21 protein-coding genes are annotated in these 26,752 nt (G+C 62.1%); 7 read left to right on the top strand and 14 right to left on the bottom strand.

Features of this window, described 5'->3' with window-relative positions:
- Positions 1-34 precede the first annotated feature (34 nt).
- The 7 genes from VC352_RS23540 to zwf form a co-directional block, all read right to left on the bottom strand.
- A complete protein-coding gene (locus VC352_RS23540; RefSeq protein ID WP_322981926.1) occupies positions 35-514 on the bottom strand; it encodes a hypothetical protein in 480 nt (159 codons plus the stop codon).
- A 24-nt stretch (positions 515-538) separates the two neighbouring features.
- Positions 539-1,507: a hypothetical protein gene (locus tag VC352_RS23535; RefSeq protein ID WP_322981925.1), complete on the bottom strand. Its 969-nt coding sequence runs from the start codon at positions 1,505-1,507 to the stop codon at positions 539-541.
- A gap of 105 nt (positions 1,508-1,612) precedes the next feature.
- A complete protein-coding gene (locus VC352_RS23530) occupies positions 1,613-2,848 on the bottom strand; it encodes a hypothetical protein (protein WP_322981924.1) in 1,236 nt (411 codons plus the stop codon).
- On the bottom strand, positions 2,845-6,048 hold the full coding sequence (locus VC352_RS23525) for a hypothetical protein (protein ID WP_322981923.1): 3,204 nt from the start codon (positions 6,046-6,048) through the stop codon (positions 2,845-2,847). The genes VC352_RS23530 and VC352_RS23525 overlap by 4 nt, the downstream gene beginning before the upstream one ends.
- Positions 6,045-8,135 (bottom strand): type VI secretion system tip protein TssI/VgrG, encoded by a 2,091-nt coding sequence (tssI, locus tag VC352_RS23520; RefSeq protein WP_322981922.1) that lies wholly within the window; start codon positions 8,133-8,135, stop codon positions 6,045-6,047. Before tssI ends, VC352_RS23525 begins: the two co-directional genes overlap by 4 nt.
- Positions 8,136-8,323: 188 nt before the next feature.
- Positions 8,324-8,842: an Hcp family type VI secretion system effector gene (locus tag VC352_RS23515; RefSeq protein WP_003241180.1), complete on the bottom strand. Its 519-nt coding sequence runs from the start codon at positions 8,840-8,842 to the stop codon at positions 8,324-8,326.
- Between the two features lie 284 nt (positions 8,843-9,126).
- Positions 9,127-10,605, bottom strand: a complete 1,479-nt coding sequence (zwf, locus tag VC352_RS23510; protein WP_322981921.1) for a glucose-6-phosphate dehydrogenase — start codon at positions 10,603-10,605, stop codon at positions 9,127-9,129.
- A 111-nt stretch (positions 10,606-10,716) separates the two neighbouring features.
- Here zwf and hexR point away from each other — a divergent pair, with 111 nt between their 5' ends.
- The 4 genes from hexR (at position 10,717) to VC352_RS23490 (ending at position 14,800) form a co-directional block, all read left to right on the top strand.
- On the top strand, positions 10,717-11,583 hold the full coding sequence (hexR, locus tag VC352_RS23505) for a transcriptional regulator HexR (RefSeq protein ID WP_322981920.1): 867 nt from the start codon (positions 10,717-10,719) through the stop codon (positions 11,581-11,583).
- 100 nt (positions 11,584-11,683) lie between these two features.
- Positions 11,684-11,896: a PA3496 family putative envelope integrity protein gene (locus VC352_RS23500; protein ID WP_322981919.1), complete on the top strand. Its 213-nt coding sequence runs from the start codon at positions 11,684-11,686 to the stop codon at positions 11,894-11,896.
- A gap of 193 nt (positions 11,897-12,089) precedes the next feature.
- Complete coding sequence (locus VC352_RS23495; protein WP_322981918.1) at positions 12,090-12,548, top strand: (2Fe-2S)-binding protein; 459 nt, start codon at positions 12,090-12,092, stop codon at positions 12,546-12,548.
- Between the two features lie 14 nt (positions 12,549-12,562).
- On the top strand, positions 12,563-14,800 hold the full coding sequence (locus tag VC352_RS23490) for a xanthine dehydrogenase family protein molybdopterin-binding subunit (RefSeq protein ID WP_322981917.1): 2,238 nt from the start codon (positions 12,563-12,565) through the stop codon (positions 14,798-14,800).
- 324 nt (positions 14,801-15,124) lie between these two features.
- On the opposite strand, the gene VC352_RS23485 is transcribed toward VC352_RS23490, so the two are convergent.
- Together VC352_RS23485 and VC352_RS23480 are read right to left on the bottom strand one after the other, a co-directional pair.
- The gene (locus VC352_RS23485) at positions 15,125-16,312 is read right to left on the bottom strand and encodes an XdhC family protein (RefSeq protein WP_322981916.1); all 1,188 of its coding nucleotides are present in this window, start codon (positions 16,310-16,312) and stop codon (positions 15,125-15,127) included.
- 82 nt (positions 16,313-16,394) lie between these two features.
- Positions 16,395-17,369, bottom strand: a complete 975-nt coding sequence (locus VC352_RS23480; protein ID WP_322981915.1) for a LysR family transcriptional regulator — start codon at positions 17,367-17,369, stop codon at positions 16,395-16,397.
- A 155-nt stretch (positions 17,370-17,524) separates the two neighbouring features.
- Here VC352_RS23480 and VC352_RS23475 point away from each other — a divergent pair, with 155 nt between their 5' ends.
- Together VC352_RS23475 and oadA are read left to right on the top strand one after the other, a co-directional pair.
- Entirely contained in the window at positions 17,525-18,940 is a 1,416-nt protein-coding gene (locus VC352_RS23475; protein WP_322981914.1) for an acetyl-CoA carboxylase biotin carboxylase subunit, read from the top strand.
- An 8-nt stretch (positions 18,941-18,948) separates the two neighbouring features.
- Positions 18,949-20,760 (top strand): sodium-extruding oxaloacetate decarboxylase subunit alpha, encoded by a 1,812-nt coding sequence (oadA, locus tag VC352_RS23470; protein ID WP_322981913.1) that lies wholly within the window; start codon positions 18,949-18,951, stop codon positions 20,758-20,760.
- Positions 20,761-21,010: 250 nt separating this feature from the next.
- Here oadA and VC352_RS23465 read toward each other — a convergent pair whose 3' ends face one another.
- From VC352_RS23465 to VC352_RS23450, 4 genes are all read right to left on the bottom strand, one after another.
- Entirely contained in the window at positions 21,011-21,739 is a 729-nt protein-coding gene (locus tag VC352_RS23465; protein WP_322981912.1) for a carbonic anhydrase, read from the bottom strand.
- A gap of 154 nt (positions 21,740-21,893) precedes the next feature.
- Entirely contained in the window at positions 21,894-22,955 is a 1,062-nt protein-coding gene (locus tag VC352_RS23460; protein WP_322981911.1) for a PA0069 family radical SAM protein, read from the bottom strand.
- Between the two features lie 74 nt (positions 22,956-23,029).
- A complete protein-coding gene (locus VC352_RS23455) occupies positions 23,030-23,533 on the bottom strand; it encodes a hypothetical protein (protein ID WP_322981910.1) in 504 nt (167 codons plus the stop codon).
- Positions 23,534-23,588: 55 nt separating this feature from the next.
- Entirely contained in the window at positions 23,589-24,584 is a 996-nt protein-coding gene (locus VC352_RS23450) for a bile acid:sodium symporter family protein (protein WP_322981909.1), read from the bottom strand.
- Positions 24,585-24,666: 82 nt separating this feature from the next.
- On the opposite strand from VC352_RS23450, the gene VC352_RS23445 reads away from it, so the two are divergent.
- A complete protein-coding gene (locus VC352_RS23445) occupies positions 24,667-25,458 on the top strand; it encodes a helix-turn-helix transcriptional regulator (protein ID WP_322981908.1) in 792 nt (263 codons plus the stop codon).
- 193 nt (positions 25,459-25,651) lie between these two features.
- Here VC352_RS23445 and VC352_RS23440 read toward each other — a convergent pair whose 3' ends face one another.
- Positions 25,652-26,740 carry a hypothetical protein gene (locus VC352_RS23440; protein ID WP_322981907.1) on the bottom strand — a complete coding sequence of 363 codons (1,089 nt, stop codon included), beginning with the start codon at positions 26,738-26,740 and terminating at the stop codon, positions 25,652-25,654.
- Positions 26,741-26,752: the final 12 nt, after the last annotated feature.

The raw sequence follows: 26,752 nt of genomic DNA, 5'->3' as shown, positions 1-26,752 counted from the left end.
TGCGATGCGACTCTCGGTCGCTCCCCTTTGCAACTTACGCTTTTTGCAGGCCAGTTTGCGGCGCGTTGTCCGCTGCTTGGTTGATGAGAGCATTGGCTTCCGCCAGAAAATTCTCTGTGAGAGACACATTGCTCAGAAAGAAGCGTTGATTGTCTTCCTTCATGTCGATCGTCAGTGACTTGAAGAATGGATTGCGTCGAACGCGGATTTTCTTGATGTCACTGGCACGAAGCAGTTCGTTGCGACGGTAGGATTCGGATTCGTCATCATGTTGGATTCCGTTATCCGTGAATGAGATACGAACATATTGGTCGCGACGACCTAATGTGGACGCAATAACTAGTATGACGTTTGCGGTCAGCGATAGTCCGAGAGGCCAACCCAGCACGTACTCATCCAGATTGCCAAAAGGGAAAAATACAAGAAATAGCTGCGCGCTTGTGACGGCAGCACTGAACATTGTCCAAGACAGCACGCTGAGGTATTGGGCATGATTCCAGGTGGCTTGTTGCATGGTCTTTCCTTGACTCCGTTAAGTTTATGTACGGATTTGTACGTCCAGCCCACGTTCACGCTCCAAATCGATAAGGCGCGTAGTAGGACCGTTTGGCTGTAGGCGTTCTGTGACGATCTCTGGCCAGCGATTACGGGAGCGGCGCTTGGCGATGTTGTAGGTGAGCTCCTGCAGCCAGTTCATCGGGTAGAAAAGTAGGTGCCCCAGATAGAGAATCGCATCAGTCCACTCCAGGTAGTTCTTGCCCCCGTTGGCTGTTTTTTTCTCAGTAATTTTTTGCCGCCGGAAGGCAAGAAAACCAGTGGGGTTGGTATGGGCAGAAAGCATTTCCTTTACGTATGCATCGGAGTCGCTGCGCTGGCCGTTCTCATCGAACCAGGGACCATTGTCCATATAGGCGCGTAGCCATTCCCAAAGGCCTTTCTGCATTTGCAGGGTTTCGCCCATCGGTAGGCCAAGGCTTATCAGCAACGCGTTATCGGGCTCGCCGAGGCGTCGTACGAGAATTTCCAGTGAGGCATTTCGCATACCACCGGTATGTGGGCCAACCATAACAAACTCGCCTGCCAGCGCCTGTATACCGTCCCAAGGGCTGTGGTACAGATTGCCATTGTGATCGAAATAGACCTCTCGGGTGCGGCGGTTGAAGAGTATCGGCAAGGGGAGTGGACGGCGGGTTTCCCACAGGAACGGAATAACGAAAAGAGCGGCTGCTAAGATTACTCCTGTCAAAATGCCATCTGTATTTCCGCTCAGGATGAGGATGGAGCACATGAGAAGCGCCGTTATCCCACCAACTCCCCCCAGTGCTCCAGTTAACATTCCCCTGTCGGAGTCCCCGCCATTCTTGATGGCCAGATAATGCTCGGTATGTTCATCGGTAACGAACATTTCCCACGGTTTTTCTCCAGTGGGCTCGTCGGCTCGTAAGAGCGCGCTGCGGGACTGCTCGAAGCGAGTACGGGCTTGTTGGATCAGGTCGCTTACAGCCATGCGAGCTCCTTGATTTCCGGAGGATAGTCAGTCCTTGTTCCCTTAATGCAATGGAGTGCCTGTAGTGATGCTGCGCCTGATGTGATGGGGGGATGGCATGCAGTGCTATCGGCTCCCCGATCCCCGATGAACTGCATCGAAGTCATCGGCTTTGGGAGTGGCCGCTATGCCCTTGGCTTCCTGGCTGCGGTAATAAGCTTCGATGCTCAGGCTGGGATCAATCTTTGCCTGCAGGATGCAAGGCTGTTGCTGCCACTTGTAGTCACGGTTACGGGCCATGGTCTCGGCTCTGCCACGACGCTCCCAGGCACGATAGGGCATATCACGCCAGCGACGAGATGGGCGGTCCTGCAGTTGATCATGGGCGGCGGTAACCGGATCCAGGTGGCGGAACTGTTCGAGCAGGGGCAGATCCGGCAAGGGCTGGGTGACGTCCATGTAACGCTGCAGGCTGTCCCAAAATGCCAGGGATTCTTCGAGGTTCATGCCCAGCGACTGGAGCTTGCCGCCCAGTGCGACCTGAACATCGCAGTAACGGTGATGCAACCAGATGGCGAAACCGCTGTTGCCATGAGCGCCTGGACGAAATTCCAGGGTGGCGTCGAACTCGTAGAGTGGCGCCGAGAAGGGTTTGCGCCAAAAGCGACCTATCGTGAGCATACCGGTCTGACGATTGAAGCCACTGCCATCATGGGCAAAGAGGCGCAAATAAAGATCCTGCAGGTAATCCCAGCCGATCAGCCCCATAAAAACGCTGAATGCCATGGCTGCGCAGGCCAAAAATAAATTTGCTCCATGCTGGGACGTTTGGAATGTCAGTATTGATGCAGTAAGTGCAATAAAAAAGCCGATTCCTACTTGGGCCAGATAAGCTCTGGAGTTTGGTGTGTCTCGCCACATAAGCCAACTACTCACACCTATCATGCATATGGAAAGAAAAACCAGTGTTATTTCGGCTGTGATTTTTAATGACTCATTGCTAAAACTGGGTGTTGGAATGGTAAGCATCCAAAAAAACCACGGAGCAAATAAAATCGACCACCATTTTAAATATGGGATCAAGATCATCCACTTGCTGGAGTTTTCGAATTTCCAGCGTTTATGGTTGATATAAAGATCTTCCTCTCCCTTGCCATCGAGGAAGTTACGCATACCGGGTTGAAGTTGTGCATCGATATCCTGCCAGGGCTCCAGATGGGCATAGTGTCCCCAGCTCAGTGGTGTGCGAGTAGGGCCGTTGCGGTTGGCATCCTGCGGCCACTTGTGTGGCGGCTGGGCAGGGATAGCCGTGCTGCGGTAGGCGGACGGGGCGTAGTGATCTGATGGGGCAGGCGCATTCATTGGTCGGTGAAGTCTCGTTTGCTGATCAGCCAGTAAGCGGCTTCATCACGGGTTTCCAGATCGGCAGGCAAGCCTGGGGAGTAGGGCTGCCATTGACGTGGCGTGGGTTGCGGCAGGGTGATGCGGTTATAGCCGGGGAAGGGGTCGTTGGCATAGCACATGGCTTCCCCCAGGTGGAATTGAGCGCAGACCTTCAGGCCGTATTGGATGGTTTGCAGATTACGGCGTGGATCGCGTTGGGCGATCATCTGGTGCATGGCCGGCAACACGAACAGCAGGCGATTGTCTTTCAGCAGCACCGCTCCCAGCTTCTCCCTGTCGATCTTGATGGGGCGCTGGTTGTTCCAGCCTGAAAAATGGCTACGGGTGCGCAGGCGCTCCCAGGCAAGCAGGTTGAAATCCAGGCCATTACGAAACTGGCCGAGCAGTGGGCTGGCAATCTCCACTGCCCAATCTTCTGTGCTGAGTACGACACGCTGCTCCTGCTGGCTCACTTGTAGGCGCTGGCGGTCATCTTCGCTGGCTTGTTCTAGCCACTGCGCCATGCGTTCGATACGGACGACAGGAGCGCCCATGATACCGAGCAGTTGCTGGTAGGCCTGAAGAGGGTCATTCATTTGCTCCAGACGCTGCTGGCGACCAAACGGCCCGTGCTTGATAGCCTGCTCCAGCGGGCTGGCTGCCATCAGCACAGTGCCGACTACGCCGGCCAGCAGTAGGGTTACCCCAATACCGAGCAACCAGGGACTGGCGATAATGCCAATGGTATAGAGCGCCCATACTCCTGCGCCGCTGGCGGCCACCATATTTGCGATGGCAACTTCGTTATCGCCGTCACGAAAAGTACGGTAAGCGTCCCACGCGAATAGTGTAGCGGTGACAGCCATGGCGGCAGCGGAACCGATGCGCGATAAGTTGAGCCAATGGTTGCCCGTACGTTTCATCAGGTTTTTGGCCCAGAAACCCGAGGTGTTAAGTCGTCCGCGCTCCCAGAAAACATGCCAAGGATGAGCTCCTCGTTTTGCATCCGTTAATAGTTTCAGCGCAAGATTATTGGCGGCTAAGCCAAGGTCAATGAGCGCTCCACCTGCTCCGACTCGAAATCTCCATGCTTCACTATTAATTAACTCTTTCGTCCCAACTGTATTCGCATAAAGACTATACGCTGCACACACCGTCGCCAGTATTGGGATCGTTTTGCTATTGGCCAGCGCTTTGGCCGTATCTAGTCGTGGTGCAACGCTGCGCCACTGTCTGAAATCCTCCACCAATGGATCGTTGGCTTCGGCCACTACGATCATGACCTTGCCCAGATCCTTGCTGGCGAAGCCGAGACGCTCGGCTGCCTTGGCGCTACTGGTGGCCACCGTTCTGCCTCGATTGGTCAGATTGGCGTAGTAGTAGTTGTTTCGGGTCAGGGTGAGGCGCTCGGCCGCGGTGATACCGAAGCTGACACCGCCACCGTGTACGCCTAATACCACTTTATGTTCTAGCAGTGCCTTGCCTTGAGGCAGCAATTCCAGACCCTTGGCCTGGCTATGCAAGCGTTTGAGGGCATTGAAGGTTGGCAGGAAGCTGCGGTGCAGTTCGACTTGGGTGACGCTCGGGCTTTCTGTTATGCGCTTGATCGCCAGCATAGTGGCGGTCGCCACATGGTTGAGCACTTCGTCAGTCGCCGCTGCCATGTTCTGGGCGATATAAGCGCCGTTTAGGAAGCTGAGGGCGCTGAGGCCGAGGCGCTCGGGGCGTATTGGCTGGCCGCTGGAAAGGCGCTGTTCCAGGCGCTCCAAGGCTTTGGGAAGTTTATCGGCCTGGGGTAGCAGGTCGCGTGTCAGCGCATGGGTGGCTTGCACCAGTTGTTTGCTGAGTTTTTCTACATTTTTGGCGACCTTGGTGTCCGCCGGTTCGATGCAGCGAGGATCACAGCTCTTTGGCGAGCATGTCAGTACCTCCAGTAGCTCTACAAGTTGCACATACGGCTCCAGCAGACGTTCGTCTTTGCTATGCACGTAGTCCTGCCAGGCAGGTTGTAGCTGTTGCGTCAGGGCGAGTAAGCGCTCTTGTTGGCGGTAGAGTTGTTCGCGGGCTTGTTCCCGCTCATCGTGGAGGGTGGCCTTCTTGAGTGAGGCCAAATCGACATGATCGCGGAATTCCTTGAGCGAGCCGGCAGGCGTGAGCATTTCCTGGTATAGCACTTCGGCATAACGACCAAACGACTGATGGGGAACCAGGGCATTGAGTGTTTGCAGGAGCTCTGTGCATAGCTTGGTCTGAGCGACGGCATGGCGAAGGGCGAAGATCGGATCGTGCAGCATGATGCCAACCAGGCGTGGATAGCCGCGTAGCTGATATTCACTCAGTAGATCCTTGTTCTCAGGGAGCGGCGGCAGTGGCTCTGGTGCAGGCCCTTGAGTCTTGGCGGCCAATTCCTGATGGCGTTGTTGTAATTGGTTGACCAGTGAGTTGGCCGGTAGCTCGGTTAGGCCAGAGGTGTAGATTAGTGGATCTTCGAGGAGCGTCTCGAAATGCAACTCGCGAGCACAGAGCCCTTTGCTGAGGCGGGTGAGTGGGATGATGGGCATGGCTTGTGTGGCTTTCCACTGCTCAGGGCCGACCACAGCAGCCGACCATGCCGGCGCGACATTCTGGCAGCGCTGCTTGATGCGACTACTACTGGCTTCCAACCACTCGATGTACTCCCACGTCCAGGGCAATTCGCTGTAGGCCATTTCATACTGATCACCTACAAAGCGCCCTTGCAACAACATCGGCAGCAGCAACAGGTATTGCTTGGCACCTACAGGTTTACGCTCATCTGCTTCGCCCCCTGCTTTGGCGATTTTGCGCCAGTGCGGCACGTCTACTTCGAATAGCTGACCCTGACCGTCACTTTCCAGCTCGCGCCATAGTTTGCCTCGACAAAAAACATACAACCTGCCTGAGCGCAGCACAGCGCCTTTTGGCGCCTCTCCAAGCTTGTCGTAGCCTGGCAGTCGTCCCATGGGAACAACGGCGAGAAAGGTATTCTGTTGAATGTTTTCCTCTTCCTCGTGGCTACGCATCTGCTGCTCCACGGGAATGCGCAAGGTGCCACCGTCCTGGCGTGGCACATTCAATGCCATAGAGGCACGGCGTGAATTGTCGTAGTCTGTGCGTTTGCGAACACCTTGCTCGATAGGTTGATCCTTCAACTCGCTCATGCTTCTTCCTCCGGGTCGAGCAATTCAACTTGTCCGCCTTGCTCTGGGTCACCCCAGACGTCCACGATCAATTGTTGCGGCCCCGTAGCCCCTTTTTCAGTTGGAGCCGGCAACTGGTTGATATTGGCAATGCCGGTTTTCTCGCCTACTGGTGCGGTATCGGCAGGCTTGGGCAATGTCGGGGAGATGGGAGCCGCCCCCGAGCCACTGCCCGGCGCACCACCGGAGTTGATCTTGATCACCGGCCCCACCAGGGTCACGCCGCCGCCGTCGAGTTTGATGAAGCTGCCGCCGCCCTTGAGGGTCAGTTCGCTGCCGGCTTCGAGCACAACTTTCAGGCCGCTGGAAAGGTGGATTTCCTGGCCGGCCTGGATGAACTGGCCGTTACCGAGCTTGATGTGCTGGCTGTCGCCCACCGTGAGGTGGTCGTTGGCCTTGATCTCGGTCTTGCGGTCGGCGTGGGTGGTGCGGTGTTCTTCAGCCTTGAAGTGGCTGTAGGCGTTGGCTTCGACGGTGTCGTGGCGTTCATTACCGACGCGGATCTTCTGGTCGTGTTCGATGTTTTCGTCCCAGTCGCGCTGGGCGTGGACGTAGATCTGTTCGGCGCCCTTGCGGTCTTCGATGCGCAGTTCGTTGTAGCCGCCCCCGCCGGGGCTGCTCAGGGTCTTGAATACGCTGCGGGTCTTGTTCGCCGGCAGGTCGTAGGGCACGACGTGTTCGGCGTGATAGAGGCAGCCGGTCAGCAGCGGTTGGTCGGGGTCGCCTTCGAGGAAGGTGATCAACACTTCCATGCCGATACGCGGGATGGTGATGGCGCCGTATCGGTCACCGGCCCAGCTGGAGCTGACGCGTAGCCAACAGCTGGTTTTCTCGTCGGCCTGGCCTTCGCGATCCCAGAAGAATTGCACCTTCACTCGACCGTATTGGTCGCAGTGGATTTCCTCGCCCGCCGGGCCGGTAACGACGGCGCTCTGGCTGCCGAGGATGCGCGGCTTGGGGTGCTTTAGCGGTGGGCGATAAGGCACGTCCCACGGGGTGGCGGTAAAGCGGTTGCGATAACCCTGAGTAAAACCGTCGGTGGGCTGGGTGTCGCTGGTGACGGACTCTTCCAGCACCTGTGGCTGCTTGCCTTCGTGCTGTACGTCGGTGAGCAGCCAGAGCTGGTTCCACTCGCTGCGTGGGTGTTCGGTCAGGTCGAGGAAGTGGCCGCTGACCAGAGTCGGCGAGTCGCCGTCACCCTCGGCCAGTTCGAAGTCGTGGCGGTGGCGCTCCAGGGCGCGTTTGGCCAGGTGCTTGCCACGCTCGCGGTCGGTGTAGCGGCCGGGGTAGTCGTAGTCTTCCAGTTTGGGCTGGGCATCGCCTTCGGCCTTGGCTTCCAGTTGCAGGCGCGGCTTCTCGAAGTCGTAGTCGCGGCGGGTGACCTGGCTGGTGCGGGTTTCCAGGCGGGCGCCGAAGTGCTTGATCACCGGGTCGTCGGCGACCAGGCCGGTGTCCTGCTGGTAGGCCAGCGGCGCCAGGCGCGGGAACGGGGTCTGGTCGTCGCCGAAGGTGAGGATGTGGCCATCGGTGTTGTGCTGGAAGTGGTAGTGGATGCCTTCCTCTTCGCACAGGCGCTGGACGAAGTGCAGGTCAGTCTCGTCGTACTGCACGCAATACTCGCGCTCGGGGTAGATCGAGCCGAGTTGGAATTGGTAGGCGTCGGCCTGGATGCCGTGCTCTTCGAGCACCTGGCTGATGATCTTCTCCACCGTCAGGTGCTGGAAAATGCGCTGGTTGGTGCGGTGCACCAGGTAGGCGAGTTGTGGCACCAGGGTCAGGCGGTAGCGGGTGATGCGCTTGCCGGATTCGCCCTGGGCGATGCGGTGGATGATGCCGTGAATGCCGGCGCCGTTCTGGTCGAAGGCGAGGAAGGCGCGCTGATGCAGCAGGCTCTCCAGGTCGAGGTCAGGCCGCTCGCTGATCAGTTCCACCGCGAAGGCGTAAGGCTGACTGATCGCCTCGCGCCCGCTGAATTCGAGCACCTGCAGGTCGTGTTCGACGCCTTCGATGCTCAAGCTGAAATGGGTCTGGTTGGCCTGGGCGAACATTCGTTGTTCCTCTCGATCATTCCATGATGGGCGCGGGGCGCGCTCCAGGTTGTAACCGAATCGATCGCGCCGTGCTGGCAACGGTCGAGGTTTTCGGCAACTGGCCGGCGCAAGCTATGCGCGGTTTGCCGAAACGCAACGGCCAGGACGATGCCTGGCCGCTGCGGTGACGCGGAGGCGATCCCGGCTTACGCGGAGATCGGGGTACGCCAGTCGTCGGAGCCGGAAGTACCGGAGACTTCGTGGGTCCAGACGATTTTGCGATAGGTGAAGTAGACGTCTTCCAGGTGAGTGAAGTGCGCCATGTTCGGATCCTGGCAGTTCGGCATGCGCGACTGAACGTCGACGATCACGGCGTCTTCCAGTTCGATGGTGAAGTAGTGCTCCTGGGTACCGGTGGAGGAGGTGCGGTACCACTCCAGACGGCACTTGTTCAGACGCTCACCGGAGGTCAGGGCGTTGAAGATCAGCGGCGAGGACTTGTCGAAGACCTTGGTGATCATCAGCGGCTTGTGCACGCGCTGGCCGGTCGGTTGGCCGGACTGCGGGTCACGCGGGATGATGACCTGGTGGTTGTAGGCTTGAACCAGAATCTGGTCTTCATGACCTTCCTGGAAAATGTTGCCGACCGAGTCCTCGGTGAAGGTGCCAGCGGTGATCAGACCTTGTTTGGTGCCTTCGAGGGACAGATACGCGGGTGTTGGCATGAGTGCTCTCCTTGCCTGGGTCATGGATCGTGATCGATCCGGGAGCCTGGACTAAAGCGAGGGGCATGCCAGAAATATAAAATTGTTTATAAACAGTGACTTGGTGTGACCACGAAATGGTGAGTGGTCACGCTGAGTATCCGGTCACGTTATATTGCGCAACAAGTTGCGCAGTGTTGTGCAGGTTGTTGCGCAGTCTTCCGAAGGCCCCGGCTTTACTGGGCTGGAGCCTATCAGCAGGCCCTTTTCCCGTTGTTCCGTGCGCAAGAATCTGCCAGCTGCGTTCACTCCGCCCAGTGTCGGCCATGGCGTTCCAGCAGGTGCTGCAACTGCTCCGGGCCATCGCTGCCGGCCGGGTAGGGGCGTGGGCTCTGGTAGTGCTGGTGCCAGCCCTGGAGAATCGGGTCGACCCAGCGCCAGGCTGCTTCCACTTCGTCACGGCGCATGAACAGCGTCGAGTCGCCTTCGATCACGTCCAGCAACAGGCGTTCGTAGGCGTCCCAGCGGCGTTGCTGGTTGAAGGCGTTGGCCAGGTTCAGATCCAGTTCCACGGGCTTGAGGTGCATGCCCTTGCCGGGGTTTTTGGCCATCAGTTGCAGGCTGATGCGCTCTTCCGGCTGCAGGCGAATCAGCAACTGGTTGGCTTCCCCCTCGGCGAACAGGCGATGTGGCACGGGCTTGAACTGGATGAGGATTTCCGAGGTTTTGCGTGCCAGGCGCTTGCCGGTGCGCAGGTAGAAGGGCACGCCGGCCCAGCGCCAGTTGTCGATCTCCACCTGTACGGCGACGAAGGTTTCGGTGTCGCTGTCGTTATCGACGTTCTTCTCGAAGTAGTAGGCCGGCACGTCCTGTCCGCCGATCTTGCCGGCGGTGTACTGGCCGCGCACGGTCTTGTCCTGTACGTCCAGGCCAGAGATGGGTTTGAGCGCTTCGAGGATCTTCACCTTTTCGTTGCGCACTGCTTCGGCGTCGAAGCGCACCGGCGCTTCCATCGCCACCAGGCAGAGCAGCTGCAGCAGGTGGTTCTGGATCATGTCGCGCATGGCGCCGGCATGATCGTAGTAGCCGCCGCGGTTTTCCACACCGAGGGTTTCGCACACGCTGATCTGCACGTGGTCGATGTGACCGGCGCGCCATACAGGCTCGAACAGGGCATTGGCGAAGCGCAGGGCCATGAGGTTCTGCACGGTTTCCTTGCCCAGGTAGTGGTCGATACGGAATACCCGGGACTCGTCGAACACGGCGCCGATCGCGGCGTTGATCGCTTGCGCCGATTCCAGGGAATGGCCGATCGGCTTTTCCAGCACGATGCGCGACTGTGGTCCAGCCAGGCCGGCATTGGCCAGGTGCGAGGCAATATCCTGAAACAGACTGGGCGCGGTGGCGAGGTAGTACACACGCACCCGCTCGGCATTGCCGAGGTGGCGGGCGAGACGCGAGAAATCGGCACTCTGCGCTGCATCCATGCCGAAGTAGTCGAGGCGTTCGGCGAAGCTGCGCCAGGTCTCGGTGTCGAAATCGGCGCGTGCCACCTGGGCGCGGCAGCGACGTTCGGCCAGATCCTGGTAGGCCTCACGACTGTGGGCCGTGCGGGCGAGGGCGATGATGCGTGTTTCGCGATGCAGGCGTCCGTCGCGATGCAGGTGGTAGAGCGCCGGCAGCAGCTTGTGCAGGGCCAGATCGCCCGTGCCGCCAAAAACCAGCATGTCGCAGGGAATGCTCAATGGGGGGACTCCGACTCGGTTAAAACTGTGCGTCGGCATGCGCCGTGTAGTATAACTACAAGGTCACTACAACCGTCGTTTACCGATCATAACCGAGCCTCGCTCGATCAGGGGCCTGCGGTTGACCCTTTCTTCGAAGAGCCGAATGCCGTGAATCTGTTGCAACACATCGCCCAGTCGCGCCACCTGCTGCGCAAGTCCGAGCTCAAGGTGGCCGACCATGTCCTGCTCGATCCCGCATCGGTCATGCACAGCTCCATGGCCGAGCTGGCGCACAGTGTCGGCATCAGTGAGCCGACCATCGTGCGCTTCTGCCGTGCCATCGGTTGCAGCGGTTTCCAGGATCTCAAGCTGAAGCTGGCACAGAGCCTGGCGGCGGGCGCCAGCTTCGGGCAGTTCGCCATCCATGAGGATGATTCGGTCGCCGACTTCAGTCTGAAGATCTTCGACACCACCCTGCATACCCTGATGGAAGTGCGCGAGAAGCTCGATCCCGAGGCTCTGCAGCGGGCCATCGCTGCCTGCTCCAATGCGCAGCGCGTGGAGTTCTACGGCTTCGGTGCGTCCGGTGCGGTGGCGGCCGATGCCCAGCACAAGTTCTTCCGTCTGCTGCTCAATGCCGCGGCCTACTCCGACCCGCACATGCAGGCGATGAGTGCGGTCACCCTCAAGCCGGGTGATGTGGCCGTGTGCATTTCCCAGTCCGGTCGCTCCAAGGATCTGCTGATCAGCGCCAACCTGGTCCGCGAGTCCGGTGCCAGCCTGATCACCCTGTGCCCGAGCCAGACGCCGTTGGCCGAGCTGTCGACCGTCAACCTGGCCATCGACGTGCAGGAAGACACCGAAATCTACACCCCACTGACCTCGCGTATCGCCCACCTGGTGGTGATCGATGTGCTGGCCATGGGCGTGGCCATGGCGCGCGGGCCGAGCCTGGTCAACCACCTCAAGAGCGTCAAACGCAGCCTGCGCAGCCTGCGGCTGTCGCCCAAGTCGCTGCGTAGCAGCGAGGACTGACGCGCAGGCGAGCGTCACCGAGCCTTCATAGAGTCGCCGTCAAAGCGTCATCTACCCGGAGCAAGCTGAGGCCTCCAGTCCTCGTTCCGGGAGAACCGAGATGCCTCGTATCTTCGATGACGCGCAACTGAATACCCAGGCCGACGCCAAGACGCGTCGCAAGCTGCAGGATCAACGACGCATGGCCTATCGCCGGGCCATTGAGCACTATGCCGAGCAGTGTCGTCTGCAGCGCGAACTGGCCGACTTCCCCGACCTGGTGCCGGCCGGTTATCTGGTTGGCGAGGCACGCCTCCAACGCAGCGCGGCCTGAGTGCCATGGGCGCTGCAGCCAGGGTAATTGCCTGATTCTGCGGACTTGTTGCCCGGTTCTGCCGATCTGCCCGCTTGGCCAAGACAGCCAGGCGGCGGCCCTCTAGAGTGATGGTCTGGCCCCGTCCGTGCGGGGCGAACTTCGGCCTGGGTGCCGGAAGCAACCCATACCATCAGCATAAGGTGGGCAGACCATGATTACCCTGAACCTCAATGGCACCGACCATCAATTGGACGTGGCCGATGACATGCCGCTGCTCTGGGCCTTGCGCGATGTCGCCAATCTCACCGGCACCAAGTACGGCTGCGGCATGGCGCTGTGCGGCGCCTGCACGGTGAATGTCGAAGGCCAGCCGACCCGCTCTTGCGTGACGCCGGTTTCGGCCGTTGTCGGCAAGCGCGTGACCACCATCGAGTCCGTCGGCGACGATGCCGTAGGCAAGGTCGTTCAAGAAACCTGGCGTCAGCTCGATGTGGTGCAGTGCGGCTACTGCCAGTCCGGCCAGATCATGGCCGCCACGGCGCTGCTGAGCAGCAACAAGGCGCCGAGCGACGCCGATATCGATGCGGCCATGAGCGGCAATATCTGCCGCTGCGCCACCTATGTGCGGATTCGTGCCGCTATCCATCAAGCAGCCGAACAACTGGCCTGAGGAGGCGCATCATCATGGGCAAGATCGAAACCCCCGATAGCGCCGCTCGCGGCATCCTCAACGTCAGTCGCCGTGGCCTGCTCAAGGGCGCGGGTGGCTTGGCGCTGGGCATTTTCTTCGCACCGCTGATGCGTGGCAGCGAGGCTTTGGCAGCCGGCGCACCATTGGAGCCGAACGCCTTTGTGCGCATCGACCTCGATGGCACGGTGACCGTACTGGCCAAGCATCTGGAAATGGGCCAGGGCAGTTACACCGGCCTGGCCACCTTGCTGGCCGAAGAGCTGGATGCCGACTGGGACAAGGTGCGCGTCGAAGGCGCGCCGGCTGACGTGAAGCGCTACAACAACCTCGCCTTCGGCCCGATGCAGGGCACCGGCGGCAGCACGGCCATGGCCAACTCCTGGGAGCAGATGCGCAACGCCGGAGCCACGGCCAAGGCCATGCTGGTGGCTGCGGCGGCGCAGCGTTGGGCCGTGCCGGCCAGCGAGATCAGTGTCAGCCAGGGCGTGGTCAGCCACGCCGGCTCCGGGCGCAACGCCAGCTTCGGCGAGCTGGTCGAGGCGGCGGCCGCGCTACCGGTGCCCGAGCAGGTGCAGCTCAAGGAACCCAAGAACTTCAAGCTGATCGGCAAGCGCGAATTGCGCCGCAAGGACAGCCACGACAAGACCGATGGCAGCGCCGTCTTCACCCAGGACTTCAAACTGCCGGGCATGCTGGTGGCGATGGTCGCCTACCCGCCGCGTTTCGGTGGCGTGCCGCGCTCGGTCGACAGCAGCAAGGCCAAGGCCGTGCGTGATGTGGTCGAGGTGGTGGAGTTCCGCGATCTGCCGCATGGCCGTGCCGGCGTCGCCGTACTGGCGAAGAACACCTGGGCTGCGCGCCAGGGCCGCGACGCGCTGGTGATCGACTGGGACGAAAGCCAGGCCTTCACCCTCGGTAGCGAGGAAATCTTCGCCCAATACCGGGAGAGCGCCGCCAAGCCAGGCTTGCCAGCGGCCCGCCAGGGCGACGTCGATGCGGCGCTGGCCCAGGCCGCCAAGGTGGTCGAAGCCGAATACCAGTTCCCCTATCTGGCGCATGCGGCCATGGAGCCGATGAGCTGCCTGGTCAAGCTTTCCGATGATCGCTGCGAAATCTGGAACGGCGAGCAGTTCCAGACCGTGGATCAGGCACTGATCGGCGCCTACCTGGGCCTGCCGCCGGAGAAGGTGTCGCTGACCCAGCTCTACGCCGGGGGCAGCTTCGGTCGGCGTGCCTGCTCGGTGTCGGATTACCTGCTGGAAGCCGTGGCCATCACCAAGGCCGCGCGCGGCAAGGGCGTTAACGCGCCGGTGAAGATGGTCTGGGCGCGCGAGGACGATACCCGTGGCGGTTACTTCCGGCCGTTGTACCTGCATCGTGCGCGCATTGGCCTCGATCAGGCCGGCAATCTGCAGGCCTGGCACAGTCGTGTCGTCGGCCAGTCGATCATCGCCGGCACCTCGCTGGAGCCGTTCATGGTCAAGGAAGGCATCGATCACACCTCGGTGGAGGGGCTTTCCAACCTGTCCTACAGCGTGCCCAACCTGCAGGTCGAGCTGAGCACGCCGACCAACATCAAGGTGCCCGTGTTGTGGTGGCGCTCTGTCGGTCATACCCACACCGGCTATGTGGCCGAAACCATGATCGACGAGGCGGCTGTTGCGGCGGGCCAGGATCCTTACGCCTTCCGCGATGCGCTGCTGGAGAAGCATCCGCGTCACCGTGGGGTGCTCAAGCTGGCGGCCGAACAGGCGGGTTGGGACAAGCCGCTGGCAGCGGGGGCGGACGGCGAGAAGCGTGGGCGTGGCATCGCCGTGCACGAGTCGTTCGGCTCCTTCGTGGCGCAGGTTGCCGAGGTGACGGTGAAGGCCGATGGCAGCTATCGCCTGGATCGTGTGGTGTGCGCGGTGGATTGCGGCATTGCGATCAACCCGGACGTGATCAAGGCGCAGATGGAGGGCGGCATCGGCTTCGCCCTGGCAGCGGCGCGGCACAGTGCGATCACCCTGAAGGAAGGGCGGGTGGAGCAGTCCAACTTCCATGACTTCCAGGTGCTGCGCATGAACGAGATGCCCAAGGTCGACGTGCATATCGTGCCCTCGGCCGAGAAGCCGACCGGCGTGGGCGAGCCAGGCGTGCCGCCGCTGGCGCCGGCGCTGGCCAATGCGCTGTTCGCGGCCACCGGCGTGCGTCTGCGCAAGCTGCCGTTCCCGGCTCAGATCAAGGCCTGAGGCTGGCTGTAGCAAAAAAGCGCCCAGGCAATTGCCCGGGCGTTTTGGTTTGTGGGGGGCTGTGGGAGGCGCTTTAGCGGTGAGATTGCCGTACAGGTGTCGCGGCTAAAGCCCCTCCCACAGGAGCGCAGCCATTTTCCAAGGGGCGCTTTTATGTAGGAGCCGCTTCAGCGGCGAGCTTTGGCGATTGATCGCGGCTGAAGCCGCTCCTACGGAGTCGTGTCAGCAGGGTGGGCTTTAGCCCACCAGACCAGCCGTGGTGGGCTGAAGCGGAGCGCCGCCCGGCCCAACCTACGTGCCTGTGGCCTCGATGCAGCCCGGGGATCAGGACGCACTTAGCCTGGTCGCCGGCTCGATATCGCTGCAGTCCAACGGTGTTGGCGCATGGATCGACGCCCGGCGGTGCTTGAGCATGCCGCCGTCGCGTCGATTCAGAGCGGCTGTCATTTCGGCGAGTATGGCGGTGGCCACGCTTTCCGGGGTGTCGCCGCCGATGTCCAGGCCGATGGGGTAGTGCAGGCGATCCAGCGCCGGCATGGGCGTGGCCTGTGCGCCAATCTCGCCCAGCAGGCGCTCGGTGCGTTCACGTGGGCCGAGTTGGCCGACATACAGCGGCGCGCCCTGCAGCACACCGCCGAGCCAATGGCGATCCTGGCTGTAACTGTGGGTCATCACCGCCACCAGGGCGCCGTCGGTCAACGGCAGCAGGGCATACGGCTGGCGCGTATCCACAGCCAGCACCGCATCGGCTTCGGCGAAGCGTTCGGCACGGGCGAAGTGGCTGCGACCATCGACGACCGTGACATGCCAGTCGAGCAACTTGGCCATATGCACCAATGGCTGCGCGTCGTGGCCGGCGCCGAAGATCACCAGGCGCCGTTGTGGCGGCAGGTATTCGCAGAACACCTCCACCTCGCCACGGCCGTCATGGTAGGTGCGCAGCGTCGAATGGCCCTGCGCCAGGGTGGTGACGAGATCCTCGCGCACCCGCTGCTCCAGTGCGGTGTCCGGCAGTCGAGCAGCGTCCTGGCGTTGCGGATGCAGCATCAGGCGATCACCGACCTTGACCCGGGCATTGCGGTAGCTGGCGATGACCGTGGCCATGGCGCCGGCTTGGCCGCTTTCGCGCACCAGGCGCAGCAGGTCGAGTGCGGCCAGGGGTTGCTGCGCGCTGTGGCGTTCGAGCAGGACGTAGACGGTACCGTTGCAGCCGAGGCCGAAGGTCAGGGCTGCGTCCTGATCGTCATCGTCGTCCTGGGTGGCGGTGCTGTAGCGACGGATTACCGCCTCGCCGCCATCGGTCAACCACCAGGCCTTCTGCGCCACTTCCGATTCCAGGCAGCCGCCGCTGATGGTGCCGACCGTGCCGCCGTACAGCGGGATCAGCATGCGCGCACCGGGGCGGCGATAGGCCGAGCCGGCGACCTTGACCACCGTGGCGAGCACGGCTTCGCCGCGATCGCGGTCGACGCTGGCGATGGCACTGAGCAGGGCGCTGGTTCCCGACAGCATGGGTGTTCTCCGACAGGTGGATGGCGCGCCGCTGCGAGACGGCGCCCAGACTGCTTATCCTGCCTGTCCCGGTGGATAAGGGTTAGGCCGATTCTCCGAGATTCTTGCCCGATCCTGCGCCGATATGCTGGAAGCGCTCGCCCAGTCTGACGATGGTGGCGCGTTCGCTGCGGATGAAGTCGACGAAGGCCTGTGCTACGGGCGACAGGCGCCGGCCGCGAATATTGACCACGCACCAACTGCGTTGCAGCGGCAGTTCGGCGACCGGCAGTTCGCGCAGCAGGCCCTGCTGCAATTCCAGGCGCACGGCATGGCGCGGCAGCAAGGCCAGACCGAGGCCGGCCAGCACGGCTTCACGCTGGGATTCCATCGAACCGATTTCCATGATCTGCGGGAAATGCGCACGTTTCTGGTGGCAATACTCCTCGCAGGCGCGGCGGGTGCCCGAGCCACTTTCGCGCACCAGCAGCGGGTAGGTGGTCAGATCCTGCAGCTGTAAGGCGGTGTGCTCACACAGCGGATGATCGGGCGGCGCCACGGCGATGATGGGGTTCTCGAGAAAGGGCATGAAATCCAGTGCCATGTCCTGCGGCACCTGGCTCATGATCATCAGGTCGTCGCGACTCAGGGTCAGGCGGCGTACCACCAGTGCGTGATTGACCACCGTCAGGTTGAGGCTGACTTCCGGGAAAAGACGGCGAAATTCGGCGAACAGGTGCGGTACGAAGTATTTGGCGCTGGACTCCACGCACAGGTTGAGCTGGCCTTGCAGCGAGCCCTGCAGGTCGGACAGTTGCATATCCAGGCTTTCCAGGCGGCCGAATATATCGCTGCTGGCGCGGCGCAGCGCCTCGGCGGCTTCGGTCAGGTAGAGCTTCTTGCCGACGTATTCGAACAGCGGCTGGCCGACCAGCTCTTCGAGTTGGCGAATCTGCAGACTCACGGCCGGCTGGGTCAGCGCCATCTCGTCGGCGGCGCGGCTGTAGGAGCCGTGTTCGCATACGGCGCGGAACACCTGAAGTTGGCGCAGGGTCATGCGTAGCAGGGTTTTACGCACGTTTTCATCCTCTTTCGGTCAGTGCATAAGTAATTACTTATGCACGATCAAATAATTATTCATTTTTGTTAATTCGTATAGCCGGATAGGGTTTCACCACGTTTTGCAACCAACTGTTGCAGCGGCCCTTGCAGCTCTGCGCTGAGGATTGGATCGTGATAAGAAAAATACTGATCGCCAACCGTGGTGAGATTGCCGTCCGCATCGTGCGGGCCTGCGCCGAAATGGGCATCCGCTCGGTGGCCATCTATTCCGACGCCGACCGCCATGCCCTGCACGTCAAGCGTGCCGACGAAGCGCACAGCATCGGTGATGACCCGCTGGCCGGCTATCTGAACCCGCGCAAGCTGGTCAATCTGGCCGTGGAAACCGGCTGCGATGCATTGCATCCGGGCTATGGCTTTCTCTCCGAAAACGCCGAACTGGCGGAAATCTGCGCCGAGCGCGGGATCAAGTTCATCGGCCCGAGCGCCGAAGTGATCCGTCGCATGGGCGACAAGACCGAAGCCCGCCGCAGCATGATGGCCGCCGGCGTGCCTTGCACCCCCGGCACCGAAGGCAACGTCGCCGATCTGGCCGAGGCCCTGGGAGAAGCCGAGCGCATCGGTTATCCGGTGATGCTCAAGGCCACCTCTGGTGGCGGCGGTCGCGGCATTCGTCGTTGCAACAGCCGCGAGGAGCTGGAACAGGCCTACCCGCGCGTCATCTCCGAGGCGACCAAGGCTTTCGGCAGCGCTGAAGTCTTCCTGGAAAAATGCATCGTCAATCCGAAGCACATCGAGGCACAGATCCTCGCCGACAGCTTCGGCAACACCGTGCACCTGTACGAGCGTGACTGCTCGATCCAGCGCCGCAACCAGAAACTGATCGAGATCGCCCCCAGCCCGCAGCTCACCCCTGAGCAGCGCGCCTACATCGGCGACCTGGCCGTGCGCGCCGCGCAGGCCGTGGGCTACGAGAACGCCGGCACCGTGGAGTTCCTGCTCGCCGAGGGCGAGGTGTACTTCATGGAGATGAACACCCGGGTGCAGGTAGAGCACACCATCACCGAGGAAATCACCGGCATCGACGTCGTTCGCGAGCAGATCCGCATCGCCTCGGGTTTGCCGCTGTCGGTCAAGCAGGAAGACATCATCCATCGCGGTTATGCCCTGCAGTTCCGCATCAACGCCGAGGATCCGAAGAACAACTTCCTACCCTCGTTCGGCAAGATCACCCGCTACTACGCGCCCGGCGGCCCCGGCGTGCGCACCGATACGGCGATCTACACCGGCTATACCATTCCGCCCTACTACGACTCGATGTGCCTGAAGCTGATCGTCTGGGCACTGACCTGGGAAGAAGCGCTGGATCGCGGCCTGCGCGCCCTGGATGACATGCGTGTGCAGGGCGTGAAGACCACCGCCCCGTACTACCAGGAAATCCTGCGCAACGGCGAATTCCGTAGCGGCCAGTTCAACACCAGCTTCGTCGAAAGCCATCCGGAACTGACCCAGTACTCGATCAAGCGCAACCCGTCGCACCTGGCCATCGCCATCGCTACCGCCATTGCCGCCCACGCCGGCCTGTAGGGGACACCATGAACAAGAAGATCACGATCACCGATACCATCCTGCGCGACGCGCACCAGTCCCTGCTGGCCACCCGCATGCGCACCGAGGACATGCTGCCGATCTGCGAGAAGCTCGATCGCGTCGGCTACTGGTCGCTGGAAGTCTGGGGCGGCGCTACCTTCGACGCCTGCGTGCGCTTCCTCAAGGAAGACCCGTGGGAGCGCCTGCGCCAGCTCAAGGCTGCGCTGCCCAACACCCGCCTGCAGATGCTCCTGCGCGGGCAGAACCTGCTGGGCTACCGTCACTACAGCGACGATGTGGTACGTGCCTTCGTCGCCAAGGCGGCGGTCAACGGCATCGACGTGTTCCGCATCTTCGATGCGATGAACGACGTGCGTAACCTTCGCGTGGCCATCGAAGCGGTCAAGGCCGCCGGCAAGCATGCCCAGGGCACCATCGCTTACACCACCAGCCCGGTGCACACCATCGAGGCCTTCGTCGAACAGGCCAAGCAGATGGCCGCCATGGGCGTCGACTCCATCGCCATCAAGGACATGGCTGGCCTGCTCACGCCTTACGCCACCGGCGATCTGGTCAAGGCGCTGAAGGATGCCCTGCCGCTGGACGTGGTGGTGCACTCGCACGACACCGCCGGGGTGGCCAGCATGTGCCAGCTCAAGGCTGTGGAAAACGGCGCCGACCGTATCGACACCGCCATCTCCAGCATGGCCTGGGGCACCAGCCACCCGGGTACCGAATCGATGGTCGCCGCGCTGCGCGGCACGCCGTTCGACACCGGCCTGGATCTGGAGCTGCTGCAGGAGATCGGCCTGTACTTCCATGCGGTACGCAAGAAGTACCACCAGTTCGAAAGCGAATTCACCGGCGTCGACACCCGCGTACAGGTCAACCAGGTTCCGGGCGGGATGATTTCCAACCTGGCCAACCAGTTGAAGGAGCAGGGCGCGCTTAATCGTATGAGCGAAGTGCTGGAAGAGATTCCGCGCGTGCGTGCCGACCTCGGCTTCCCGCCGCTGGTCACGCCGACCTCGCAGATCGTCGGCACCCAGGCGTTCTTCAACGTGCTGGCCGGCGAGCGCTACAAGACCATCACCAACGAGGTGAAGCTGTATCTGCAAGGCCGCTACGGCAAGGCGCCGGGCAAGGTCGACGAGGAGCTGCGCAAGCACGCCATCGGCAACGAAGAAGTCATCGACGTGCGCCCGGCCGACCTGCTCAAGCCGGAAATGGCCAAGCTGCGCGAGGAAATCGGCGCCCTGGCCAAGTCCGAAGAGGACGTGCTGACCTTCGCCATGTTTCCGGACATCGGCCGCAAATTCCTCGAGGAGCGCGCCGCCGGCACGCTGACCCCGGAGGTGCTGCTGCCGATCCCGCAGGGTGGCGCGGCAGCCCCGGTGGGTGGCGAAGGCGTGCCGACCGAGTTCGTGGTCGATGTGCACGGCGAGAGCTACCGCGTCGACATCACCGGTGTCGGCGTCAAGGGCGACGGCAAGCGCCACTTCTACCTGTCCATCGATGGCATGCCGGAAGAAGTGGTGTTCGAGGCGCTCAACGAATACGTCGCTGGCGGTGCCAGTGGTAAACGCAAGCAGGCCAGCGCGCCGGGCGATGTCTCCACCACCATGCCAGGCAACATCGTTGATGTGCTGGTCAAGGAAGGGGACGTGGTCAAGGCCGGTCAGGCCGTGCTGATAACCGAAGCGATGAAGATGGAAACCGAAGTGCAGGCGCCGATCGCCGGTACCGTCAAGGCCGTGCATGTGGCCAAGGGCGACCGTGTGAACCCAGGCGAAGTGCTGGTGGAAATCGAAGGTTAACCTCAGGAGCCCGGCCTGTTGGATGGGCAAGTTTGACGGGGCGTAATCCGGGCTCCTTTTTTATTCAGGGGCGTCTCGTACGAGGCGCTCCAGGGTTGAGACCCAGGAGCCACAAGGCTCCTTTTTTTACCCGCTTTCTACGGCCATGCCCCAGGTGCGCGAGCACAGCGCGGGCGATCAGCACCGCCTGGCGCGGGGCATGGTCTTTTCCTTCTGGTCGGCCGGAGCCTTGCGCTCCGGCCGACGCATTTCAGCTCTGCGCGAAGCGCGCGCGTGGCGTGGCCATCGGCGTCTTGTCGCCATCGAGCGGCAGGAAGCTGCCCAGCTCGGCGTCATAGGCCTTGATCTGGCTGGTTTCGATGTCATACACCCAGCCATGGATGAACAGTTGGCCGCGCGCCAGCTTGGCCGCCACCGACGGGTGGGTGCACAGGTGGTTGAGCTGAGCGACCACGTTCTCTTCGGTCAGCACGGCCAGGGCTTCCTGGTCGCTGCTGCAGTTGCAGTTCTCCGCCACCACGGTGCGTGCTACCTCGGCATGCCGCAGCCAGGCCTTGACCGTGGGCATGGTTTCCAGCGACGCCGGGTTGAGCACTGCCTTCATCGCGCCGCAGTCGGAGTGGCCGCAGACCACGATGTGCTGCACGCCCAGGGCCATCACCGCGTATTCGATGGCGGTGGAAACGCCGCCCATCATTTGCCCGTAGGCCGGCACCACGTTACCGACGTTGCGGTTGACGAACAGGTCGCCCGGCGAACTCTGCGTGATCAGCTCGGGCACCACGCGCGAGTCGGCGCAGGTGATGAACATGGCGCGGGGGTTTTGCGCGGTCGCCAGCTTCTTGAACAGCTCTTCCTGCTGCGGGAACACCTCGTTGCGAAAGCGTTTGAAGCCTTCGACGATGTTGTGCAGGGCCTGCTCGGCGGTTTCCTCGCCCTCGTGGGTCTGAAGCGGAATGACTTTGTGCTTGTAAGGCATGCGCTAAACCTCGTTGTTATCGAAAAATACGCTGCTAGAACGACAGCCGCAGCGGGGTGCGAGTCACACGCAAGTGTCGCCTTCCATACGCTGAGCGACAACCGGCGGACTCGTTTCGATGCCGCAAGGCAGACCCAGATAACCCGGCGTAGGGTCAGAGCAGGCTCAATTGCGCACCGGGCGGGCAGAACTGTGAACAATCCAGCACCACGCGCTCGCGTTTATCCAGGCCGAGCTTTCGTCGGGCCAGGCGAAAGCGCTGTTGCAGCAGATCGGCGAACTGGCCTTCGCCGCGCATGCGACTGCCGAAGCGGCTGTCGTAATTCTTGCCGCCACGGCTTTGGCGAATCAGGCTCATGACGTGCTCGGCGCGCTCGGGAAAATGCACCTGCAGCCATTCCTCGAACAGCCCGGCGATTTCCAGCGGCAGACGCAGCAGCACGTAGCCGGCCGAGTGAGCGCCGGCATCGGCAGCGGCTTCGAGCAGGGCCTCCAGTTCCATGTCGTTGATCATGGGGATCATCGGCGCGCACATCACGCTCACCGGCACGCCGGCTTCGTGCAGCGTGCGCATGGCACGCAGGCGTGCCGCTGGGGCAGCGGTGCGTGGCTCCATGATGCGTTTGAGATCGTCGTCCAGGGTCGTCAGGCTGAAGGCCACGCTGACCAGATTGTGATGGGCTAGCTCGCTGAGCAGGTCGAGGTCGCGCAGGATCAGCGAGCCCTTGGTGATGATGCTCAGCGGGTGCTTGTAGCGCAGCAGGATTTCCAGGGCCTGGCGGGTCAGGCGCTGTTCGCGCTCGATCGGCTGGTAGGCGTCGGTGTTGATGCCCAGGGCGATGGGCTGCGGCACGTAGCCGGGTTTCTGCAGTTGTTCTTCCAGGCGTTCGGCCAGGTTGGTCTTGGCGATCAGGCGGGTCTCGAAGTCGATGCCGGGCGACATGTCCCAATAGGCATGGGTCGGTCTGGCGAAGCAGTAGATGCAGCCGTGCTCGCAGCCACGGTAGGGGTTTACCGAGCGGTCGAAACCGACGTCCGGCGAGCTGTTGCGAGTGATCGCCGTCTTGGCCTGCTCCTTGCGCACCTCGGTGGCGCGGCTCGGCGGGGTTTCGTCCTGATACCAGCCGTCATCTTCCTGCTGCGAGCGGGTGGGCGCATAGCGGTTGTGCGGATTGCTGGCGGTGCCGCGACCGCGCGGTGGAATGGGTGCAGGCATGGGGTTGATCCAATAATTACTGTATATATAGACAGTATATCGGTTGCCGAGTCTGCGCCAGTGCTGGGCGTCGCTCAGTCTTCTTCTTCGACGGGAGGCGGCGGTGGTGTGAAGGGCTCGACCACGTACAGGCGGCCATGAAGGCGGCAATCCTCTAGCGTGCCGTTGGCGTCGCGTAGGGTCACGAGGAAGGTGCTGCCTTGCGAGTCATCGGCATCAATCACCCCGGTTTGCAGGTTGACCGCCTTGTTGAGGTACCACTCGAAATAGTCGTCTGCCCAGTCGCTGCCGCCATGCCAGCGCACGATCAGCCCGCCCTCGCGCCAGTGCACGGAGGCAAAGGAATGACCATCCGGCCAGCGGTAGCCGACCATGCAGAAGTGGTTGCGGGTGGTGTAGGCCTTTTGCGACTGCAGCAGAACGCGCAGTTCAGGTTCCGGGTTCTGGTAGGGCGGGGTCGTGGCGGTATCGAAGCGGGCGGTCATCCCGGCGTAGATCGAGGGGCCGAAATCAGTGGCGCTGGCGACCGGCGCGGCACCGAGCAGGGCCGCGCCGATCAGGTGTGCGAGAGGGCGCATAAACATCCTTGTGAGCGTGATTGACGCTCTGCACGCTAGCGCATCCCCGTTGGCTTCAGGAAGCAGTCTTGGCGTCGATCACTTCACATTCCGGACGACGTGCATAACGCTGCGCCAGCACCGCACAGACCATCAGCTGGATCTGATGGAACAGCATCAGCGGCAGGATCAGCACACCGATGCTGCTGCCGGCGAACAGCACCTGGGCCATGGGCACGCCGGTGGCCAGGCTCTTCTTCGAGCCGCAGAAGAGAATGGTGATGCGGTCTTCCAGGTTGAACCCCAGCCATTTGCCGAGCAGGTGGGTGAGTACCAGCGCCAGGGCCAGCAGCACGCAGCAGGCGAGTATCACAGCCAGCAGGGTGATCAGCGGCACCTGCTGCCACAGGCCGCCGATTACCGCCGCGCTGAAGGCGGTGTAGACCACCAGCAGGATCGAGCTCTGGTCGACGTACTTCAGCCAGGTCTTGTTCTTGTTCACCCAGCCGCCGATCCAGCGCTGGGCGATCTGCCCGAGCACGAAGGGCAGCAGCAGTTGCAGGCTGATCTTGCCGATGGCATCGAGGGTTGAGCCGTTGTCGCCATGCACGCCCATCAGGAAGGCCACCAGCAGCGGCGTGACGAAGATACCGAGCAGGCTGGACGCCGCCGCGCTGCAGATCGCCGCCGGGATATTGCCGCGTGCCAGCGAGGTGAAGGCGATGGCCGATTGCACCGTGGCCGGCAGGGCGCACAGGTAGAGCATGCCCATGAACAGCTCGGTGCCCAGCAGCGGCTCCAGCAGCGGGCGCAGCAGCAGGCCGAGCAGCGGGAAGACGATAAAGGTGCAGGAGAACACCAACAGGTGCAGACGCCAGTGGCCGGCACCGGCGACGATCGCCTGGCGCGACAGCTTGGCGCCGTGCAGGAAGAACAGCAGGGCGATCGCCAGGTCGGTGATCCATTCGAAGACTGTGGCGATCTGGCCGCTGGCCGGTAGCAGCGTGGCGGTCAGCACCACGGCGAGCAGGGTGAGGGTGAAGTTGTCGGGCAGCAGGCGGGAGCGGGCCATGAGCGATATCCGGTTATTGTCAGACGGGCCCGGCCACTCTAGCCTGAGCGGCATCGACCGACTAACGCCATCAGGCCAGAGAATGTCGCTTAACGGACAAAGCCCGCTCCCCGAACGCGCGGTACCGCGCCTGCCGCACCTGCCCAGGCCGCTCTATGCGCGCAACGAGTCCCTGGCCCTGGCGGTCAGCACGCCGCGCCACAGCCACCCCTGGGTGCAGCTTTCCTATGCGCTGGAAGGCGTGCTGCACGTGCACAGCGCCGCCGGTCGTTTCGTCGCGCCGCCGCAGCGGGCCATCTGGATTCCCGCCGACCTTGAGCACGAAGTGATCAGCTCGCCGGGCACCGAGATGCGTAGCCTGTACATCGACTGCGCCGTCAGTGCCTGGGCGCCATCGCGTTGCCGGGTGCTGGCCATCGACAGCCTGACCCGTGAGCTGATCCGCCGCTTTTGCGAGCTACCGGTGGAATACGACGAGCAGGGCGCCGAGGGGCGTCTGGCGCAGGTGCTGCTGGATCAGTTGCGTGCTGCCCAGGAAGTGGGGCTGTCCCTGCCGCTGCCGCAGGATGCACGCCTGCTGCGCCTGTGCCGGGCCTTGCAGGGGCAGCCGGACGACAATCGCAGCCTCACACAGTGGAGCCAGGTGCTCGGCGCTTCGGAAAAGACCCTGAGCCGCCTGTTCCTGCGCGAAACCGGCCTGACCTTCCGCGCCTGGCGCCAGCGCCTGCGCCTGCTGCACGCGCTGGAACCGCTGCAGCGCGGCGAGCGAGTCACCGACGTGGCGCTGGCCTGCGGCTACGACTCCACCTCGGCTTTTATCGCCGCCTTTCGCCAACAGTTTGGTGAGACGCCGGGGGAGTTCTTTCGTGGTTGATGTGGCTAGCGATCAGTAGGGTGGGGTTAGCCGCCTACCAGAGCGCGGGTAAAGGCTGCCGGAGTGATTGCGGCGTAACCCACCATCGGTGCAGGCAGGAAACTCCGCTTGGTGGGTTACGCGGCGCGTGGATTTCTTCACCGTTGCAAGATCAGCGCTTGGCGCCGCTAACCCACCCTACGGTTTCCGAAACCTAACGCAGCTCTACCGGCAGCGCCCGGCCGCCGTCCTGCTGCCAGGTGCCACGCAGTGAGCCGTCTGCCTGCAGATACAGATCGAAAGTAGCCGGCGTGTCGCCGCCTTCCTGTAGGCGCAGGCGGCCGTCGCGCAAGTCGTTACGGCTGAGCTCGATACGCGTGGCGTACTTGTCATAGAAGTAGCTACTGGACTGTGGGCGGCTGTTCCGGTCGGTGCCAACGACGAGGGTGATGGGATAGCGACCGCCGATCTTGCCCCAGTACACGCCGCCGGCCTTTAGGTCGCCCGGATGGCGACAGTCGCTGCGTTGCTCCAGCAGCAGGCAGCGTCCGTAGGGGGTGAGGCCTGCTTCAAGCTCGGCGTAGGGCACGCTGTTGGCGAATTCGCCGAGGTCATCCAGAGCTTGTGCTACGTGTGGGGCGCAATTTTCGCCGGTCAGCGTCAGCTTTTGTTTGTCGAGTTGCAGGCGGTTGTAGCGCAGGTCGGCTTTGCTGCGATTGGGCAAACACCGACGATACATGTCCCGCTGCTCTTCGCTACGTTCGTCGTGGTCGTCAGGGGAGAGCGACACCAGCTCGTCGGTATATCCACCGGGTACCGGTGTGCCTGCTAGATAGTCTTCGATGCGCTTGCGTCGCTCCTGCCCGAGGCGTTTGCCCAGCCGTTGCAGTCCCGCCGACGTGAGAAGTTGGCTTAGGCCAATGGGCTGGCCGCTGGCCAGGTCGAACAGGTAAGTGACATGGTGCATGCTGGTATAGGCGTTGGTGTACTCGCGGCTGATGGTCAGGGACAGAAAGCCAGGTTGCTCCGTATCGATCCGGTAATCCAGGCTGTTCGTGCCCGTGATTCCACCGTCCTCTGGCCAGATACGCTCGAAAGGCGAACGCTCGAAGCGCCCCGGCAAGCCTTCCAGTTCCATGGCGTGCAAGTAGGTGTTGATGCGCCGCACCGCCAGGCTGTCGCCTTGCAGCGCGGGGAAACGATAGTTCGCCCAGCCGCTGTGTTTGGCTTCCAGGATTTCGACGCGTAGCTCAGCGGCTACCGGCAATGCGGCGCTGAGCAGGAAGAGGAAAAGGAAACGCATAAGGCCCTCCAT

This window comes from Pseudomonas sp. C11 (genome assembly GCF_034683865.1).
Taxonomy (GTDB): Bacteria; Pseudomonadota; Gammaproteobacteria; order Pseudomonadales; family Pseudomonadaceae; genus Aquipseudomonas.
This window is presented reverse-complemented; position numbering and strand designations above follow the sequence as displayed.